The sequence below is a fragment of the Alkalibacterium sp. 20 genome, from assembly GCF_001885615.1.
Lineage (GTDB): Bacteria > Bacillota > Bacilli > Lactobacillales > Carnobacteriaceae_A > Alkalibacterium.
The window spans coordinates 1-17,778 of sequence record NZ_LSRN01000047.1; the positions used below are offsets into that span (position 1 = coordinate 1).

Sequence of the window (17,778 nt, forward strand, 5' to 3'; positions counted from 1 at the left end):
TTATTTTATAATCATGATCGTTATCAAAAAAAATTAAAGAAGATGACCCCCGTAGCTTATCGGGACCATCTTCTATGGACTGCATAATATCGTTTTTTTAAGTGTCTAGTTTAAAGGTAGTAATTCAACATTCAAAAGATATTGCGTGCTTTTTTAGTTATCAAATCTAGTTTTAATAGTATTGATTTTCATAATATTTTTATAAGTGCCAACATTGGAAATATATCGCATCATATTAAAATTGACGGGTAAATGTAATGTATAGAGATCTTCACAGATAGTTGAACCATCTTCAAAATAAGTAATGGAATGATCCGTTGACACAATAGTGATATGATTGTCTTTGAAACTTTTATTTAGAAACTTCAAGGTCTCATCACGAGATTTGTACTTTATTTCTAATTGTTTTGTCCGATCTATTTTAAATAAGCTTTTCACTATTCGTAATACAATCAGCATAATGAACGTACTCGCTATGGCCATGAAATAATAACCCATACCAACAGCTATTCCCAAACTGGCAACAGCCCATATAGAAGCTGCAGTTGTTAAACCGGTAACCGTTCGTTTGCTTACAATAATTGTTCCAGCACCCAAGAAGCCAATTCCATTAACGATTTGAGCTGTTAGACGGGTGATGTCGGAAGATAAGACGTGAGATAATTCCGGATTGTTTCTCGCGAATTCTAACAGCCAGCTACTCGCCTCAAGCTGTGTCATGGTTAGGATAGCTGCCCCTAAACTGACCAGAGTATGTGTGCGGACTCCAGCATCTCGACCCTTCAGTTCTCTTTCAAAACCAATAATTCCTCCCACTGATGCGGCTAATAATAATCGCATAAACATTTCCAACTGGCTAATAGACATGCTATCCCTCTTTTCCATATGGCTTAACCTTATTATCATAAATAAATGCATGAAATACAAGTTTTAAACTTTTGTAAAAGCCATATCTAAATACTTTCATCTTTCACTAAAATGTTGTATACTAAAATTATTATAAATAAAATACTATTTCATTGTGAAAACGTCACAATTTAGTTACATATATGAATGAATTTAAAATCGAGCAAGTAGGAAGGATGTTTTTCATGAGTTTTTCGTTCATGGGTAAACACGAAGGGTCTCATCCGGAAGAAAACAAGTCGCGTACAAATAAGTTAGCGATAGAAGACGCTTCAGTGCCTAAAATAATGGTTTTTCCTGTTTCAATGCATATCGGGGCGCCAGCCAAGTCAGTAGTCGAAGTCGGGGACAAAGTTAAAGCAGGACAATTAATTGCTGAAGCAGGAGGATTTGTGTCTGCGAATATTTATGCTTCAGTCTCTGGAGAAGTTATTGCGTTAGAAAAAAGACCGATCGTTGGTGGTGAATCAGACTGTATTATAGTGAAAAACGACTATAACTATACAAAAGCAGAACTGCTTGTCGAACCCGGTAATTCTCAGAATATGTCTAAAGACGATATACTGGGTACCGTTAGAAAAGCGGGAATAGCAGGAATGGGTGGAGCGACGTTTCCAACATCTGTTAAGCTTAGCCCACCACCTGGTATGACTGTAGATACCTTAGTCATTAATGGGGCAGAATGTGAGCCTTATTCTACATCTGATCATCGAGTGATGGTCGAACATCCCGATGAAATTGTTAAAGGTATCAACCTATCAAGAAAACTATTTCCATTGTTGAAACATATTTACATTGGAATAGAAGACAACAAACCAGATGCCATAAAAGCTTTAGAGAACGCATCTGCTGATTATGATGACATCAGTGTTCGTCCGCTTAAAACAATGTATCCACGAGGATCTGAAAAGAATTTGATTAAAAGTGTGACAGGAAGAGAAGTACCACCAGGTGGTCTTCCGGCCGCAGTCCGTTGTGTCGTACTGAATACTTCAACTATCCGGTCCTGCTATAGAGCTTGTGAGTTTGGAGAGCCATTGATCGAACGTGTTGTTTCTGTATCAGGAACACCGATCAAGAACCCAAAAAACTTGAGAGTTAAAATTGGAACACCCATGGACTCGCTTATCGAAGATTGTGGTGGATTCATAGAAGTGCCAGGGAAAATTTTAGGCGGCGGACCGTTTATGGGTAAGGCAATTTCTGATTTAGGCGTTCCTATTATCAAGGGAACGACAGCTATTACCGTTTTGACCCCTGAAGAAGCTAATATTGGAGACGAGCAGGATTGTATTATGTGTGCTGAATGTATCCATGTTTGTCCGGTAAGTTTACAACCAATTCTAATTAGTGATGCATTTGAAAGAGGAAACATTGAAAAAGCAGAAAAACTAGGTGCGATGGATTGTATTGAGTGTGGGAACTGTTCTTTCATATGTCCTTCAAAAATCCCCCTTTTAGAAAATATCAGATCAGCAAAAGCTGCGATAAAACAAAAGGAAGAGGGGTAAATAATGGCTCAAGCGATTGATATAAAAGGTAAATTACGCGTAGGTCCATCTCCACACATACGGAGTAAACGAACGTCGGCATGGGTAATGGATCAGGTCATAATCGCAATGATCCCACCCGCCGTTGCCGCAACATTTTTCTTTGGCTGGTGGGTATTAGGAATGATCGTTATTGGGATCACTACCGCTGTAGCCTCCGAATTTATTTATCAGAAGTTAACCTATAAACCGATTAAGATTCATGACCATAGTGCGGCATTAACAGGTTTTTTGATTGCTTTAAGTTTACCTGTAACTGCGCCTATATGGATGATCATGTTTGGGTCTGCTTTCGCAATTATTATCGTAAAACAGATGAGTGGTGGCATAGGTAAGAATTACATTAACCCCGCAGTAGCTGGTAGGGTTGCAACAAAAGCCTTCTTTACACCTTGGCTGGCCAATTGGGTACTCCCTGCTGGATTTTTTGGAAGTGGTTATAGAGGAGTAGATGCAGTTTCGACAGCGACCCCACTAGAGTACATTGGTGACGGTGCACGAACTGTGGCTGAAGAAGTACCTGGATTGTTCGATCTATTCATGGGCTTTAATCTAGGTGGTAATATTGGGGAGACTTCTAAATTTGCCATTTTAATCGGAATGCTTTATTTAATCTTTAGACGTGTAATTAATCCGAAGATTCCTGTTTTATATATTTTAACTACAGTAGTCGTTATGGGATTATGGACTGGTTTTAACTTTGATTTCATGATGACACATGCATTAACGGGAACATTGTTCTTTGGCGCTACTTATATGGCCACCGATTACAGTTCAGGCTCATTAACTCCTGAAGGGAAAACGGTATTTGCCATCGGTTGTGGGGTATTAACCGCATTCTTTAGGATCACACTCGATCATCCTGGTGGAGTAGGCTATGCTATACTAATTATGAATGTATTAGCGCCATTTATTGATAATAAATTGATGCCACGTATTTACGGACATAAAATGAGACCACAAGTTAGCTTTAATCGTCAAAGTGAAAATACCATATAATAAAAAAATGACCGAAGCAGTGGAGATCTCCATTGCTTCGGTCATTTTTTATATTAGAGTATATAGAAGTCCACCGGCTATACCAGTAATCAAGATGACTTGGATAGGGCTGGCTTTATATTTTCGCATCAGTAAAATAGCTATACTAAAGAAAATAACAGAAATCCAGTTGAGTTCTGCCAAATCAAGCGGCCAATCACTATGGCCAAACATGGCAGTTAAAAAGATAGTTAATCCGGCAGAAGCAATCAATGCAACGACGGCTGGTCGTAATCCTTGAATGATACCTTGCACCATAGTGATGTTTTTATATTTAAAGTAAAAATAAGCTAATATTTGGACGATAATCACTGAAGGAAGTGTCACACCGATGGTCGCAACGACGCCACCCGATATTCCTGCAATCTGATTGCCCGCAAAGGTAGCGGCATTGATGGCTATTGGTCCTGGAGTCATTTCAGAAAGCGTTAAAATATCTATGAATTGCTGATTGGTAATCCAACCTTGGACATGAATCAATTCTTGTTCAATGAGGGGTAAAGCGGCATAACCTCCTCCAAAACTAAATAGTCCTATTTTGAAAAAACTAAGGAGTAATTCGATAAGAATCATTTGTTATCCCCCTTATTCTTACTGTTTTTCAATTCCCAAACTGTTGTCATTGCACCTATGATACCCGAGAATAACAAGAGCCATAAAATATTAACTTGAAAAATAATTCCTGCAATCAATGAGGCGATCATAACTAAAACTGGAATAAGTTTCTTCTGGTCTACAACCCTTTTCCCCATGTTATAGACGACGTTCACGATTATTGCGGCAACACCTGCCTGCATCCCGAGCAAAACATTGTTAACGATCGCGTTATCTCTTACAGCTAAATAAATATAAGCTAAGGCAGTCATGATAAATAAAGGAGGTATGATAGTACCTAATACTGTTACCATGGCACCAGGAACACCTGCCATTCGGTACCCAACTAATATCGACGTATTGACCGCGATTGGTCCGGGGGCGGATTGTCCTAATGCAATTAGATCAAGCATTTCATCTTCGTTGATCCACCCTAATTCATTCACAAATTTCTTTTCCATCAGTGGAACGATGACGTAACCTCCACCAAAAGTAAACATACTTAAAAAAAACGTTGATTTAAAGAGTTTGATATATAAATCTTTCTTTTCCATTTTCTTCTCTCCTTTGTATACCGTCTTTTATTATAGTAGAATTTGGGAGTCTTTAAAAGGAAAAGAAACAGTTAATACCATTTGTGTGTTTTTTTATTCAATAACCGGTATAATAATATCTAGAATGTGTTAATTTGGAGGCGTCAAGATGATCAATTTATTATTTTCCCTAGATGAAAATTATATCTATCCTTTAAAAGTAATGATTCGATCGCTTGTAGAAAATCATCCGAATGAATCTTTTCGAATGTATTTATTACACGCTGGAATAAGTGAGCGATCTTTAGAAGATTTAAGGCGATATATTGAAAGTGATGGAGATAATGAACTGATCGCTATTTACAGTAAAAATCATTTTGAATCATCAGATAAAGTGGCCATCACGCGTTACTACGCTTTGGAAATGTATCTCTGGATGTTTGCTCCTTATATATTACCGAATGATATAGACCGCATTTTATACCTTGACCCAGACATTGTTGCTATGAATGACATCAAACCTTTTTATAACAAATCCTTTGAGGGCTATTCCTTTATTGCGACGAATTATAAATATAAAACAAAATGGGTTCAGCCTTTTAACAACTTACGTTTGAGAAACTTTGAATCCGATGATTATTTTAATTCCGGAGTGGTATTGATGAATTTGGAAAAGCTACGAAAAGTAGGGGACGCAAATAGGATCGTCGAGGCAATAAGAGAAAATAAAGCTGTGCTCATATTACCTGATCAGGACATCTTTAACTTGGTTTACGTCAATGATATAAAAGAAGAAGATTGGCGTATGTATAACATGAATCCTAGAGTATATGAAAAGTTAAACATTCTTTTTCCTAACAAGTATAATCTCCAAATGATTGAAAAAGAAGTTGTGTTTATTCATTATTCCGGCAAACATAAGCCATGGAAGGAACGAGAAAAATATAAGTACACACTAGGAAACTATTATTTTGACTTTGAACGAAGAGCCTACAATCTAGGGAACGAACAACCAATATTTGTAAAAGGGAGTAGAGTATGACTAAACATTATGATTATGATTATTTAGTAATTGGCGGTGGAAGTGGAGGGATCGCTTCTGCTAATCGTGCAGCCATGCATGGGGCACGTGTCGCTTTAATTGAAGAAGATCAACTCGGAGGGACATGTGTCAACTTGGGTTGTGTACCTAAAAAGGTGATGTGGTATGTCGCTGAAATGATGGAATCAATTCATTCTTACGCAACTGATTATGGTATCGAACTGGAACATGAACCTGTCTTTAATTATAAGAAGATGATGGATAATAGAGAAAAGTACATCTCGTTTCTACATAAAGCTTATAAAAAAGGTCTGGATTCGAACAATATAACACTTATAAAAGGAAGAGCCACATTTATAGACGATTCGACTGTAGAAGTCGCCGGTCAGGAAATTACAGCCAGTCATATTTTAATTGCTACTGGAGGGAAACCGAAACGTTTAAGTATTCCCGGTGGCGATCTAGGCATTGTTTCAGATGATGTGTTTCGTTTAGAAGAATTGCCAAAGAGTATCGCTGTAATTGGTGGAGGGTATATTGGCGTTGAAATGAGTGGGATCTTTAATGCATTAGGTGTAGAGACTCATTTGTTCGTTCGAAAACCGGCTCCTTTATACAATTTTGACTCTATAATATGCGAGGGATTTCAGGCTATATCAGCAAGCGAAGGGCGTCATATTCATGTTAATAAAAAGGTGATCAGGGTTGAACAGAAAGATTCCAAGATCCTCTGTTTACATTTTGAAGATGGAACGACACACGAAACAGAACAAGTGTTGTGGGCAACCGGCAGAGTACCTAACACAAAAGGATTAAATCTAGAAGCTGCTGGAGTAAACCTTTATCCGGGTGGGTACGTTGAAGTGGACCGTTTCCAGAACACAACCGGAGACAATATCTATTCAGTGGGTGATGTGACGGGGAGAGCAGAATTGACCCCTGTAGCGATTGCTGCTGGAAGGTATTTATCTGAACGGGTTTTCAATGATAAGAAGGATGAGTACCTTGATTATAATAATATTCCGACGGTTATATTTACGCATCCACCTATTGGAACAGTTGGTATGACAGAAGAACAAGTGAGAGATGAATACCCGGAAGAAGCTATTAAAATTTATAAAACAGAGTTCACATCGATGCATAGTTCGATTACGGATAATAGACAAAAAATGTATATGAAACTTGTTTGTGTTGGGCGAAATGAAAAAGTAGTCGGATTACACGGTATAGGCAAAGGAATGGATGAATTACTTCAAGGTTTCACTGTGGCGATACAAATGGGAGCGACTAAAAAAGATTTTGATCGCACAATAGCTATTCATCCAACGGCTGCTGAAGAATTTGTCACGATGAAGTGATCGTACGTGTTTAATGGGTTTTAAACCCTTTACAACCATTTAAATGTTCGTTTTTAGTCTAAAAGCGAACGATTTAGACGGATTTTCTTTAAATTTCGTGTTTTTTGTTGCTTTTCCATGTGAGATGCACTATGATTGAGCTATCTTAATAAGCGTTATCTAATATAATTTAGCGATATGGGCTATAGTTTCTACCAATCCCCTTAAAGGATTGACTATTAGATTAAACAATAAGTATTGTTTATGATGTAGTTGATTAAAGACGGGAAACCGTCTTTTTATCATTTACATGTTAATAACCCAGTTATCTTTGTTGGATAACCTTTAGTAGTAACTCCGTGCGAATGGAGAAAAAATACGAAAGAGGGTTTTATCTTTGTTAGAAAAGTTCTTTCAATTGAAAGAAAACAACACCACAGTAGGAACAGAAGTTGCAGCCGGATTGACGACATTTTTCGCTATGTCTTATATCATTTTTGTGAATCCACAAATACTATCGTTAACAGGTATGCCAACGCAGGCTGTATTTTTAGCCACTGTTTTATCAGCAGCTGTAGGGACACTTATTATGGCTTTATATGCTAATGTTCCGTATGCTCAGGCTCCAGGAATGGGCTTGAATGCATTCTTCACGTATACTGTTGTTTTTGCACTAGGTTTCACATGGCAAGAGGCTTTGTTCATGGTGTTTTTAACGGGTATCGTAGGGATTTTAATTACAATAACATCAATCAGAAAAATGATTATTCATGCAATACCAGAATCACTGCAGCATGCTATCGGCGGAGGTATTGGTGTATTTATTGCTTATATCGGTCTAAAAAATGCGCAATTATTATCATTCACATCAGAAGGACAATCGATTTTATCTATAAACAATGAGCCTTACACTGCAGGAATGGAAATCAATGGTGCCATCAATACAGTCGTAACCGGGGGCGGTATTATACCGGATATCGGAAGTTTTACTAATCCATACGCAATACTCGCATTGATAGGTTTAATTGTAACTATTATTTTAATGGTCGCTAAAGTCAAAGGGGCAATCTTAATCGGTATTTTGTTCACCACTATCGTTGGTATTCCAATGGGAGTGACGGATTTATCCGGCTTAAGTAATCCAGCAAATTCATTAGGATCAGCATTTGGTGAGTTAGGAACGACATTCGGAGCAGCATTCGGGTCAGAGGGACTAGGTTCGTTATTAGCCGACCCTTCACGTTATGCTATTATACTCATAACTATCTTTGCTTTTACATTAACTGACGTCTTCGATACGATCGGTACCTTTATTGGTACGGGGAGAAAATCAGGTATCTTTACACTGGAAGATGAAAAAGCAATGGATAAAGGCAATGGCTTGAACACTAAGATGGAAAGAGCGTTGCTTGCGGACACTGTTGCTACGTCTGTCGGAGCGGTATTAGGTACTTCACCCGTCACGACATTTGTTGAAAGTGCTGCTGGTATTGGTGCCGGTGGACGTACTGGCTTGACGAGTTTGACTACAGGGACACTATTCCTGTTAACGGCTTTCTTCTCACCGGTTATGTCAGTTGTTCCAGGTGCAGCTACTGCGCCTGCTCTCATCGTTGTGGGTATTCTAATGATGTCAGCATTCTCAGAAATCGATTGGAATAATCTGGAAGAAGCGATTCCGGCATTCTTTGCATCAATATTTATGGGATTCTCTTATAGTATTTCATATGGTATTGCCGCAGGTTTCTTATTCTACATTATTACAAAAGTGGTTAAAGGTAAAGTACGTGTTATTCACCCAGTATTATGGGCGACCACAGCCTTATTCATTTTCAACTTCGTGGTACTTGGATTAATCTAAAAAGAATAAACCTATAAACGAGTGGATGCCTATGAAGGGATCCACTCGTTTTTTATAGAGTATGCGAAAAAATGGAATTCAGAACAACGTAATATTTTAACTGCAAAGAATATTGCGGTTTTGTATAGAAAAATTCGGTCTCAAATGTTTATTTTTTTGAAAGTGTCGAACATGAGGGAAGGTTCGACACTTTCAAAAAGAAATTACCGTTGTAAGTGCCGAAGATGAAGTTGTTCGGTAGTTACAGAAAAGGATTGTGATTCAAAGTACCGAAGTTGGGCCCTTTTCGACACTTAGAAATAAAAATTGCTTTTGAAAGAGTCGAAGAAGGGGCTATTCGGTAGTTACAAGTGCTAACTAAAATTGAAACTACCGAAGTTGAATCAAGTTTGACACTTTGACGCTATAACAGCAACTGAACCTACCGAATACATGATAAACAAAGTGAAAAACCCGGAAAATCAGTAGAAAAACTGATTTTCCGGGTTTTTATAAATTTTTGACTAACCTTATTCAAATCTTAAAGCATCGATTGGATTCAAGTGAGCCGCTTTGCGTGCAGGGTACATTCCGAAGAAGACACCCACTGCAGTTGAAAAGATAAGCACTAAAGCGACACTTCCCAGTGTGACTACAGGAACGATATCTAGCGCGCCAGCAACGATGTTAGAAAGGATAATACCCAAGGTCAGGCCGATCATTCCACCGATCAAACTTAAAATAATAGATTCCATCAAGAATTGGATCAAGATGGTTCTGGTTGTTGCACCTAAGGCTTTACGTGTTCCGATTTCCCGTGTTCGTTCGGTTACCGAAACCAGCATGATATTCATGACACCAATACCACCGACAAGTAAAGCGATACCTGCCACGGCGGCGATAAAGTTAATAAACAGACTCAGAACATTGTTCACCTGATCGAGTGCCTGCAGGAAGTTTCGCGCATTATAAATGTTTTCTCCTACAGCGTCGTGACGAAGTTCCAAAAGTCTGACGACCTGATTAGATACAGGTTCGATCTGTTCAGTATCTTCTACTTGAATGGTCGCTGAGTTCATCCCTAAAAATTGCGGAACTTTTTGGCCTAAAGTTGACTGAGGCAAAGACATGAATAGAGGAATCTGGTCTGCATCAAAGGCTCCTTGCATATTGGCAAAAGAACCTTCCACCACACCCACAATACGTAAATCGAGACGAGATTGAGCGATAGTCATGCGCAGTGATTCACCTATAACATCGGTACGACCAAACAAAGCCTCAGCACCATCTTCATCAATGACGACGACATCATTGTTTTCGTCAAAATCGACCTGACTAAAGTAACGTCCGTGAATCAAATCAGAACTCATCGCTTGACTTAAAAATTGCAAATCTGGTGTCCCATATGAAACGACTGCCTGCCGTGATGCCATGTCAGTAGCAGCTGTTCCCGTTATTTGCTGATTTGGAGAAATATAGCGAATCTCATCTATGGAGTCTTTCAGCAAGACTAAGTCATCCTGGGTCAGCGCTTCGTATGATTCATCCGTATCGTTTGCGGTCAAATTGATTGTTGTTGCACCAATGTCGCTAAAGGTTGCAGTGATCTCCTGAACGGCACCGTTCCCCACAGCTAAAATTGCAATAACAGAAGAAATGCCGATGATAATGCCTAACATGGTCAAGAACGATCGCATTTTATTCGCAAAGATGCTGTCTAATGCCATTTTAAAGTTTTCTTTGATAAACATTTATTCCACCCCCGCTTTAGGAAGCTGTTTGGGTTTGACTAGTTCGTCTTCAATAATAGCGCCATCATTGAAGTGAAGGATACGTTTGGAGTACTGAGCCATTTCCGGCTCGTGGGTTATCATAACGATGGTTGTGCCTTCTTTATTTAAATCCTGGAAAACATGCATAATATCCTTCGTCGTTTTAGAATCTAAATTTCCTGTGGGCTCATCAGCCAGCAGGACAGACGGTTTATTGACCATCGCACGCGCAATGGCAACGCGTTGTTTTTGTCCCCCGGATATTTCATTGGTCAAATGGTATAGCCGGTCACCCAAACCGACTTTTTCCAGCGCTTCTGTTGCTCGTTCAATTCGTTCTTTGGAAGGGACTTTAGCATAAACGAGTGGGAGCATGACGTTCTCTAGAACATTCATACGTGTCATCAGGTTAAATGATTGAAAAACAAAACCAATTTCCTTGTTTCTGATTCCAGCTAATTGAGAATCAGATAAACCAGTGACATCAGTACCATTGAGTAAGTATCTCCCACTATCGAAACGGTCAAGCAATCCAATTATGTTCATTAACGTAGATTTACCGGACCCACTTGGACCCATAATTGAGGTGAATTCTCCTTTTTGAATTGAGAGAGTCGCTTTATCTAACGCTCTGATAGTTTCTCCACCCAAACGATATATTTTGTCTATATCGGTAATTTCTATCACGAGATATCCTCCTTCTAATTGTCTAACTCGACTTCAAGACCATCTTCTAACTCAGCACTGGGCGATAGAACAACGTGATTGCCTGCAGACAGACCACTGACGACTTCAATATCAGCTTCTGACTGAATACCTGTTTCAATGGCTACACGTTCTGCAACGTTATTATCAACGATGAAAACGTATGGCTCATTATTTTCATCATAATTAAGCGCCTCGACCGGAATGATCAGGGCATTGTCTTTTGATTCAACAATGATTTCAACGTCAATTTCAAAACCGGCAATTAAATCTGTGGTATCTGAATCGAAAGTGACCTCAGCACCTAGCTGAGTAGATAGACCCGTTTGTGTTTGTTGTTGCGTGGCGATAGGATCGATTTCTGAAAGGGTTCCGTCATATTCGGTGTCATTGTAAGTTAAAAGCACCGCTTGATCGACAGCGACTTCACTTGAATCTGAACGTGATAGCTGAAGTGCAGTGTGTAAATCGTTCAGATTTGAAATGACAAGTGACGGACGACCTTGCTGAGCATTCGTATCCGCTTCGTCTTCTGAAACATTCACTTGAGTAACCGTACCATCGAAGTTGGCTTCAAACGTTGTGCCGTCCATATAGGACAGAAGGGTTTCACCTTCCTCAACAATATCTCCGACAGCCACAGTCAGTTCAGTGACTAGGCCCTGTCCCATGATCTCTTGTGTATCACTCGGTTCAATTATACCTGACGTGACCACTGTTTCTGTGATATCTTCTTCAACTGCTTCAGCTGTTTTAACAGTTACAGTGTTATCTTCTTGCTGACTGCTGTAAATACTGTAGCCGACAAAGCCGACGAAAGCTAAAAAGAGTATCAATCCTATCCATTTTTTTCCTTTCATAATTAAAGCGTCCTTTCTCTTTTCCTATTACTAAATAATAATTCACAAATTTAATTATACAGTCTGTGAAACGTATATGCTACGAATATGGAATGAAAATCATGAAATCTTCACATTTTAAAGGTGGAGTTTAACGTTAATGTATGAATGGAACAATAAATAGAGAGGTACGTTTAGAGAGTTTTATCGATATGTGGTAAACTATTAATACAATTAGAAAAGACGTGGGAGACAAAAGTGAATGAGAAAGGAGACCCCTTAATGAAAGATAAAGTTTTTGTTGTCGGTGATGTGCACGGTCAAATCACAATGTTCAAACAATTATTGGGTTTTTGGAAGCCGAATGAAGAACAGTTGATCCTGATCGGAGATTTGGGAGACAGAGGAGAAAATCCTAAGGACTGTTTCGAATTGGCAAAGGAATTAGTTGAGGGTCATGGGGCTATTTGTTTACGAGGCAACCATGAAGAAATGCTTCTGAATTTCATGAATAATCCGAAGTATTCCGCAGCAACTTATGAAATGAATGGCGGAATGGTAACGATTAAAACGTTCTTACAGACTGAAGCAGAAAAGTATGACCCAGTTGAACTTGCGGCCAGCATGTTGGCTAAAGTCCCCTGGCTAAAACCGTTTATCGAATCTTTACCCTTAACGTATGAATGGGAAGATTATGTGTTTGTTCATGCCGGGGTTGATTTAACATTAGACGACTGGCGTGATTCCAGAAAACGTGATTATGTCTGGATCAGAGAAGGGTTTTACGATCAACCGAATCATACGGGTAAAACTTTTGTCTTTGGACATACCGTTACGGCGATGCTTCATAATGAACAGTACAATACAGATATCTGGCAATCCGGTGATGGAAAAATTGGTATTGATGGCGGGGCGGTATACGGTGGGGTAATACATGGGCTCGTACTTGACAAGAATGGCATAGTTGATCATTACAAGATAGAAAACAAAGGATATGCTTTTTCTGAATACTTGAGGGAAGGATTATAATAGGAATGAAAATAGGTACTTTATCTGATTTGCATATCGATAGAAACGAATGGGAAATGGAAGCGAATGAAACAACTGTGATAACACTCTCTGAAATGATAAAAGTGAAAGCGATTGATATTCTGTTGGTCGCCGGAGATATTTCCAATAGTTATTTAAAGAGTCATGAATTTTTACAAAAATTGACAGAACTTACTCGCATTCCTATCAAGTTTGTTCCTGGAAATCACGACTACTGGGAAAAAGAAACTGATTCAAGTGACACGCATAAAATCAATCATTTTTTTAACAAGCAAGAGTATTCGCTTGTCGGAAGGCCATACAACCTAAATGATGAATGGGCCATTGTCGGGACACCCGGCTGGTATGACTACGGCTACGGCAATCAAGACAAGTACAGCGAAGCCCAGTTTGAGAAAAAGAAATACGGCTTTGCTTCCTGGAACGATCTCCATTTCGTGAACTGGAATCAGAGCGATAAAGAGGTGAGTCAAGATATGCTGAAACAGCTCTATAAAGATTTGGAAACGGTGAAACATAAAAAAATCATCCTGATGACGCATATCGCGACACATAGTGACTTTGTTGTACCGTTGCCGCACCGAATCTACAATTATGCGAATGCCTTTTTAGGTGCCAAAGCTTATGAGGCAGTTTATGAAGATTTTGAAACAATCGAGTACAGTATCATGGGACATGTGCACTTTAGAAAAATTGTCCAGGATACAAAGAGAACCTACATTTCTCCCTGTTTAGGTAGCAGTAAACACTGGACAGACAAGCGATTAAAGAATCAACTGGAAAAAAGTTTAGTGACATTCGACCTATAAAAAGGGTGAATCCAAAATAGAGGATTCGCTCTTTTTGGATTTTATGATAAACTAGATAGGATGAACTAAAGTATTGGAGATGAATGGTTTGGCAGAAGTAGAAAATAAACACGTAATGAATTTATTGATCAAGGATTTAAAAGGGTATTCTAAAAAACAAATTATATCTGTGCTCGACATGCTTGGTGACGGAAATACCGTACCGTTTATAGCCCGTTACCGTAAAGAAGCAACAGGTTCACTAGATGAAGTGCAAATTAGAGAAATTGAAGAGCGCAACAATTATTTAACTAACTTGGAAAAACGTAAAACGGACGTGCTAGCTTCGATTGAAGAGCAGGGTAAACTGACGCCTGAGCTTGAGAAAGACATCAAAGCAGCGAACCAGATGCAGCGTGTGGAAGATCTGTATCGTCCATATAAACAAAAGCGCCGTACGAAAGCAACGATTGCAAAAGAACAGGGACTGGAACCCCTAGCTGAGTGGGTATTAACTTACCCAAGCGGCTCGTTAGCGCTTGAAGCAAAAAAATATATCGATGAAGAAAAGGATGTGACTTCAGTTGAAGATGCCTTGGTGGGTGTCCACGAAATCATAGCTGAGCACATTTCGGATAATCCAACCTACCGTAAGTGGATTCGTGAATACACGTATAATAAAGGTGAAATCCTTTCAAAAGTGAAAAATGAAAAAGCGGACGAAAAAGCAGTCTTTGAAATGTATTACGATTATTCAGAATCACTCGAGTCGCTTGTTTCACACCGTATACTGGCTTTAAACCGTGGCGAGAAGGAAGAAATCCTTTCTGTGTCTATTGACGTGGATGAAGCCTATATCAACCGTTATATGGTGCGTCAGGAATTACCTGATCGAGATTCATCAGAAGCAACGGAAAAAGTCAAAGAAGCGGTCCTTGATGCCTATAAACGTTTTATTGGACCGGCGATCGAAAGAGAAATCAGAAGTGATTTATCAGAAAAAGCAGAAGAGCAAGCGATCAATGTTTTTGGAGAAAATCTGCGTAACCTTCTTCTGCAGGCACCTCTAAAAGATCAGACGCTTTTAGGATTAGATCCTGCTTACCGAACGGGATGTAAATTAGTTGTCATCGATGCGACAGGAAAAGTTCATGCGATTGACCTTATCTATCCACACCAACCCGCATCAGCTGCTAAGAGAAGTGAAGCGAAAGGGAAATTCCTGGACATGGTTAATAAGTACGACGTGGACACTGTTGCCATCGGTAATGGGACAGCGAGCCGCGAATCAGAAACTTTTGTCGCTGACGCCCTCAAAGAAGTCGATAAAAAAGTAGCTTATGTGATTGTCAATGAGGCAGGCGCTTCGGTTTATTCAGCAAGTCCGGAAGCACGACGTGAATTTCCTGATTTACAAGTCGAAGAACGCAGTGCCGTCAGTATTGCCAGACGTCTCCAAGATCCGTTAGCTGAACTGGTTAAAATCGATCCGGAATCAATCGGTGTTGGTCAGTATCAGCATGATGTGTCTCAAAAGAAACTGAGTGATCAGTTGGACTTTGTCATCGAAGTCGTGGTTAACCAAGTAGGTGTCAATGTGAACACCGCGAGTGCGGCCCTTCTTAAACATATTTCAGGATTGACAAAAACAACGGCTGAAAACGTGGTGACCTATCGTGAAGAAAACGGCAAGTTCACGAACCGTTCGCAACTTAAAAAAGTCAAGCGTCTTGGGCCTAAAGCCTTTGAACAATCCGTTGGTTTCCTGCGTATCCCGGATGGCAAAGAACCATTTGATAATACCGGCATTCACCCGGAAACATATAAAGAAGCGGAAAAAATCATCGAACTGACTGGACTGAATAAAGACAGTCTCGGCTCGAAAGATTTGGAAGCCCGTTTTAAACTAGTGGATGACGAGAAAATAATTGAAGAAACCGGCTTAGGCATAGAAACCATTGAAGACATCAAAAAAGCCTTGGTTGCACCGGGTCGGGACATGCGTGACGACATGCCGGCACCGCTCCTGCGTACAGATGTGTTGTCAATGGAAGACTTGAAAGAAGGCATGGAACTCGAAGGAACCGTGAGAAACGTCGTCGACTTTGGTGCCTTCGTGGATATCGGGGTGAAACAGGACGGCTTGGTGCATATATCGAAACTGAGCAATTCATTTATCAAACACCCAAGTAACGCCGTGGCTGTAGGCGATATCGTCAAGGTTTGGATCGACTCTGTTGATATGAAAAAAGGACGCATCGCACTTAGTATGATTGAAAAAACGAAAAAAAATAAATAAAGAGAATTAGTCAGGTCAGGAGTTTCTCCTGACCTCTTTTTCTATCCAAGGTGGAACATTTCTATGGAAACAATTGAATTGCAAAAATTAGTCGAGGATGTTTCACTGAATCACTTTGATCGACCAATCAGACATCAAGCTTTATTTAATAAGCGTTTAAGATCAACAGGTGGACGCTATCATCTGGGTTCACATAACCTGGATTTTAATCCCCATGTTTTAGAAAAAGCGGGACTGGAAACATTCATTGGCGTCGTCAAACATGAACTTTGTCACTATCATCTGCACTTAAGTGGAGATGGGTTCCAGCACAAGGATAAAGCCTTCAAAGATTTGCTGAAACAAGTGGAGGGCTTACGTTATACGCCATCGTTGAAAGAACCAGAAGAGCCAAAAAAATACTGGCAGTATCGATGCAGAAAATGCGGGAGCGTTACTCAAAGGCAGCGAAAATTCAATACAGCTAAATTTGTTTGTGCCAAGTGTAAAGGCAGATTTGAATTAATTGGAAAAGTAGAAACAAATAAGACGGCAGTTGACTAAGAATCAACGGCTGTCTTATTTGTCTATTATAAATTAATACCTGCTTTTTCGAAATGAGCTTCAAGATCTGAAATGTTGCCGTCAAATACATGACCATCCATGCCAAGATTAGCGGCACTTTCAATGTTCACGGGTAAATCATCAATAAAGAAACACTCAGAAGGTTCAAGATCAAAGTGAGTGAAAAAATCCCGGTAAAGCTCTTCTTCCGGCTTGATACTTTTCCAGTCAGAAGAAAGAAACAGACCGTCAAAGTAGTCTAGTCCAGGAATAATATGTTTGAACTGGTGGAAATCCTGAGACACATTTGAAAATAAGTATAGATGGTAGCCATTCGCTTCCAATCGTTTCAAGACATCTTCCATCTCTGAAATAGGCGTCATTTCTTTATACCAGGTATCCATTACTACTGAAACAGATGCATGAAGCGTTTCGGGAAGACGCTTTGAGGCATTCTCGATAATTTCTTCTTTTGTAATGGTCCCTCGGTCATATTGCTGCCATTCATCAGCGTAAAAGATTTCATTTAATAATAATTTCTGGTGTTCGGTGTTGGGTGTAAAAGTCTTTATAAAATCTGCCGGTGCATATCGGATCAACACATTTCCCATATCGAATACTACGTTTTTCATCATATTTATACTCTCCTCAATGAACTAGAATGAAATTATCTTCCCTTCAAAGATACCATATAAGCTTATATTTTGTAGGTCATTTAGCATAATTTTTATATACGATATTGACATTGGGTCGAAAGATTGATATGATAAATTTTGTTGAGTATAAAGCGCACGTGGCGGAATGGTAGACGCGCCAGCTTGAGGGGCTGGTGGGGCGGAGCCCCGTGGAAGTTCGAGTCTTCTCGTGCGCATAACAATTTTAAACAGTTGTAAAAAAAGAGATGACATCCGAGGTTAACCTCGGATGTCATCTCTTTTTACT

Annotated in this window: 17 protein-coding genes, 1 tRNA gene and 1 riboswitch; of the genes, 11 read left to right on the top strand and 7 right to left on the bottom strand. The window is 39.5% G+C overall.

Annotation, left to right across the window (positions count from 1 at the left end; all coding sequences use genetic code 11):
• Positions 1-87 (top strand): IS3 family transposase (locus AX762_RS13400; protein WP_143139287.1); only part of this gene is annotated, 87 nt, incomplete at its 5' end.
• A 66-nt stretch (positions 88-153) separates the two neighbouring features.
• On the opposite strand, the gene AX762_RS08635 is transcribed toward AX762_RS13400, so the two are convergent.
• The gene (locus AX762_RS08635; RefSeq protein ID WP_071848746.1) at positions 154-867 is read right to left on the bottom strand and encodes an MgtC/SapB family protein; all 714 of its coding nucleotides are present in this window, start codon (positions 865-867) and stop codon (positions 154-156) included.
• Positions 868-1,091: 224 nt separating this feature from the next.
• Here AX762_RS08635 and rsxC point away from each other — a divergent pair, with 224 nt between their 5' ends.
• Positions 1,092-2,417, top strand: coding sequence for an electron transport complex subunit RsxC (gene rsxC, locus AX762_RS08640; protein ID WP_071848747.1), 1,326 nt, complete (start codon positions 1,092-1,094; stop codon positions 2,415-2,417).
• A 3-nt stretch (positions 2,418-2,420) separates the two neighbouring features.
• Positions 2,421-3,455: an RnfABCDGE type electron transport complex subunit D gene (locus AX762_RS08645; protein WP_071848748.1), complete on the top strand. Its 1,035-nt coding sequence runs from the start codon at positions 2,421-2,423 to the stop codon at positions 3,453-3,455.
• Between the two features lie 48 nt (positions 3,456-3,503).
• Here the strand turns inward: AX762_RS08645 and AX762_RS08650 are convergent, their stop codons facing one another.
• Positions 3,504-4,067 carry a chromate transporter gene (locus AX762_RS08650; RefSeq protein WP_071848749.1) on the bottom strand — a complete coding sequence of 188 codons (564 nt, stop codon included), beginning with the start codon at positions 4,065-4,067 and terminating at the stop codon, positions 3,504-3,506.
• Positions 4,064-4,642 carry a chromate transporter gene (locus AX762_RS08655; protein WP_071848750.1) on the bottom strand — a complete coding sequence of 193 codons (579 nt, stop codon included), beginning with the start codon at positions 4,640-4,642 and terminating at the stop codon, positions 4,064-4,066. The genes AX762_RS08650 and AX762_RS08655 overlap by 4 nt, the downstream gene beginning before the upstream one ends.
• Before the next feature lie 148 nt (positions 4,643-4,790).
• Here AX762_RS08655 and AX762_RS08660 point away from each other — a divergent pair, with 148 nt between their 5' ends.
• From AX762_RS08660 to AX762_RS08670, 3 genes are all read left to right on the top strand, one after another.
• Entirely contained in the window at positions 4,791-5,663 is an 873-nt protein-coding gene (locus AX762_RS08660) for a glycosyltransferase family 8 protein (RefSeq protein ID WP_071848751.1), read from the top strand.
• Entirely contained in the window at positions 5,660-7,021 is a 1,362-nt protein-coding gene (gorA, locus tag AX762_RS08665) for a glutathione-disulfide reductase (RefSeq protein ID WP_071848752.1), read from the top strand. Before AX762_RS08660 ends, gorA begins: the two co-directional genes overlap by 4 nt.
• Before the next feature lie 140 nt (positions 7,022-7,161).
• Positions 7,162-7,259: riboswitch (purine riboswitch) on the top strand.
• A 138-nt stretch (positions 7,260-7,397) separates the two neighbouring features.
• Positions 7,398-8,861 carry an NCS2 family permease gene (locus tag AX762_RS08670; RefSeq protein WP_071848753.1) on the top strand — a complete coding sequence of 488 codons (1,464 nt, stop codon included), beginning with the start codon at positions 7,398-7,400 and terminating at the stop codon, positions 8,859-8,861.
• Between the two features lie 509 nt (positions 8,862-9,370).
• Here AX762_RS08670 and AX762_RS08675 read toward each other — a convergent pair.
• Genes AX762_RS08675 through AX762_RS08685 form a run of 3 tightly spaced genes read right to left on the bottom strand, consistent with a single transcriptional unit; the run spans position 9,371 to position 12,177 of the window.
• Positions 9,371-10,591: an ABC transporter permease gene (locus AX762_RS08675; protein WP_071848754.1), complete on the bottom strand. Its 1,221-nt coding sequence runs from the start codon at positions 10,589-10,591 to the stop codon at positions 9,371-9,373.
• Complete coding sequence (locus AX762_RS08680) at positions 10,592-11,299, bottom strand: ABC transporter ATP-binding protein (protein WP_071848755.1); 708 nt, start codon at positions 11,297-11,299, stop codon at positions 10,592-10,594.
• Between the two features lie 14 nt (positions 11,300-11,313).
• A complete protein-coding gene (locus AX762_RS08685) occupies positions 11,314-12,177 on the bottom strand; it encodes an efflux RND transporter periplasmic adaptor subunit (protein ID WP_071848756.1) in 864 nt (287 codons plus the stop codon).
• 261 nt (positions 12,178-12,438) lie between these two features.
• Here AX762_RS08685 and AX762_RS08690 point away from each other — a divergent pair, with 261 nt between their 5' ends.
• From AX762_RS08690 to AX762_RS08705, 4 genes are all read left to right on the top strand, one after another.
• Positions 12,439-13,185: a metallophosphoesterase gene (locus tag AX762_RS08690; protein WP_071848757.1), complete on the top strand. Its 747-nt coding sequence runs from the start codon at positions 12,439-12,441 to the stop codon at positions 13,183-13,185.
• A gap of 5 nt (positions 13,186-13,190) precedes the next feature.
• Positions 13,191-14,015, top strand: coding sequence for a metallophosphoesterase (locus tag AX762_RS08695; protein WP_071848758.1), 825 nt, complete (start codon positions 13,191-13,193; stop codon positions 14,013-14,015).
• An 88-nt stretch (positions 14,016-14,103) separates the two neighbouring features.
• Complete coding sequence (locus AX762_RS08700) at positions 14,104-16,293, top strand: Tex family protein (RefSeq protein WP_071848761.1); 2,190 nt, start codon at positions 14,104-14,106, stop codon at positions 16,291-16,293.
• 63 nt (positions 16,294-16,356) lie between these two features.
• Positions 16,357-16,836, top strand: a complete 480-nt coding sequence (locus AX762_RS08705) for a SprT family protein (protein ID WP_071848759.1) — start codon at positions 16,357-16,359, stop codon at positions 16,834-16,836.
• 26 nt (positions 16,837-16,862) lie between these two features.
• Here the strand turns inward: AX762_RS08705 and AX762_RS08710 are convergent, their stop codons facing one another.
• Positions 16,863-17,471, bottom strand: a complete 609-nt coding sequence (locus tag AX762_RS08710) for an HAD family phosphatase (RefSeq protein WP_071848760.1) — start codon at positions 17,469-17,471, stop codon at positions 16,863-16,865.
• A gap of 152 nt (positions 17,472-17,623) precedes the next feature.
• On the opposite strand from AX762_RS08710, the gene AX762_RS08715 reads away from it, so the two are divergent.
• A tRNA-Leu gene (locus AX762_RS08715) sits at positions 17,624-17,707 on the top strand.
• Positions 17,708-17,778 lie beyond the last annotated feature (71 nt).

Bases quoted from the DNA above. Each gene is read 5' to 3' on its own strand.
- AX762_RS08645 (WP_071848748.1), top strand. From the start codon at position 2,421: ATGGCTCAAGCGATTGATATAAAAGGTAAATTACGCGTAGGTCCATCT.
- AX762_RS08690 (WP_071848757.1), top strand. From the start codon at position 12,439: ATGAAAGATAAAGTTTTTGTTGTCGGTGATGTGCACGGTCAAATCACA.
- rsxC (WP_071848747.1), top strand. From the start codon at position 1,092: ATGAGTTTTTCGTTCATGGGTAAACACGAAGGGTCTCATCCGGAAGAA.
- AX762_RS08675 (WP_071848754.1), bottom strand. From the start codon at position 10,591: ATGTTTATCAAAGAAAACTTTAAAATGGCATTAGACAGCATCTTTGCG.
- AX762_RS08635 (WP_071848746.1), bottom strand. From the start codon at position 867: ATGTCTATTAGCCAGTTGGAAATGTTTATGCGATTATTATTAGCCGCA.
- AX762_RS08710 (WP_071848760.1), bottom strand. From the start codon at position 17,471: ATGATGAAAAACGTAGTATTCGATATGGGAAATGTGTTGATCCGATAT.
- AX762_RS08655 (WP_071848750.1), bottom strand. From the start codon at position 4,642: ATGGAAAAGAAAGATTTATATATCAAACTCTTTAAATCAACGTTTTTT.
- AX762_RS08650 (WP_071848749.1), bottom strand. From the start codon at position 4,067: ATGATTCTTATCGAATTACTCCTTAGTTTTTTCAAAATAGGACTATTT.
- AX762_RS08695 (WP_071848758.1), top strand. From the start codon at position 13,191: ATGAAAATAGGTACTTTATCTGATTTGCATATCGATAGAAACGAATGG.
- AX762_RS08660 (WP_071848751.1), top strand. From the start codon at position 4,791: ATGATCAATTTATTATTTTCCCTAGATGAAAATTATATCTATCCTTTA.
- AX762_RS08685 (WP_071848756.1), bottom strand. From the start codon at position 12,177: ATGAAAGGAAAAAAATGGATAGGATTGATACTCTTTTTAGCTTTCGTC.
- gorA (WP_071848752.1), top strand. From the start codon at position 5,660: ATGACTAAACATTATGATTATGATTATTTAGTAATTGGCGGTGGAAGT.
- AX762_RS08705 (WP_071848759.1), top strand. From the start codon at position 16,357: ATGGAAACAATTGAATTGCAAAAATTAGTCGAGGATGTTTCACTGAAT.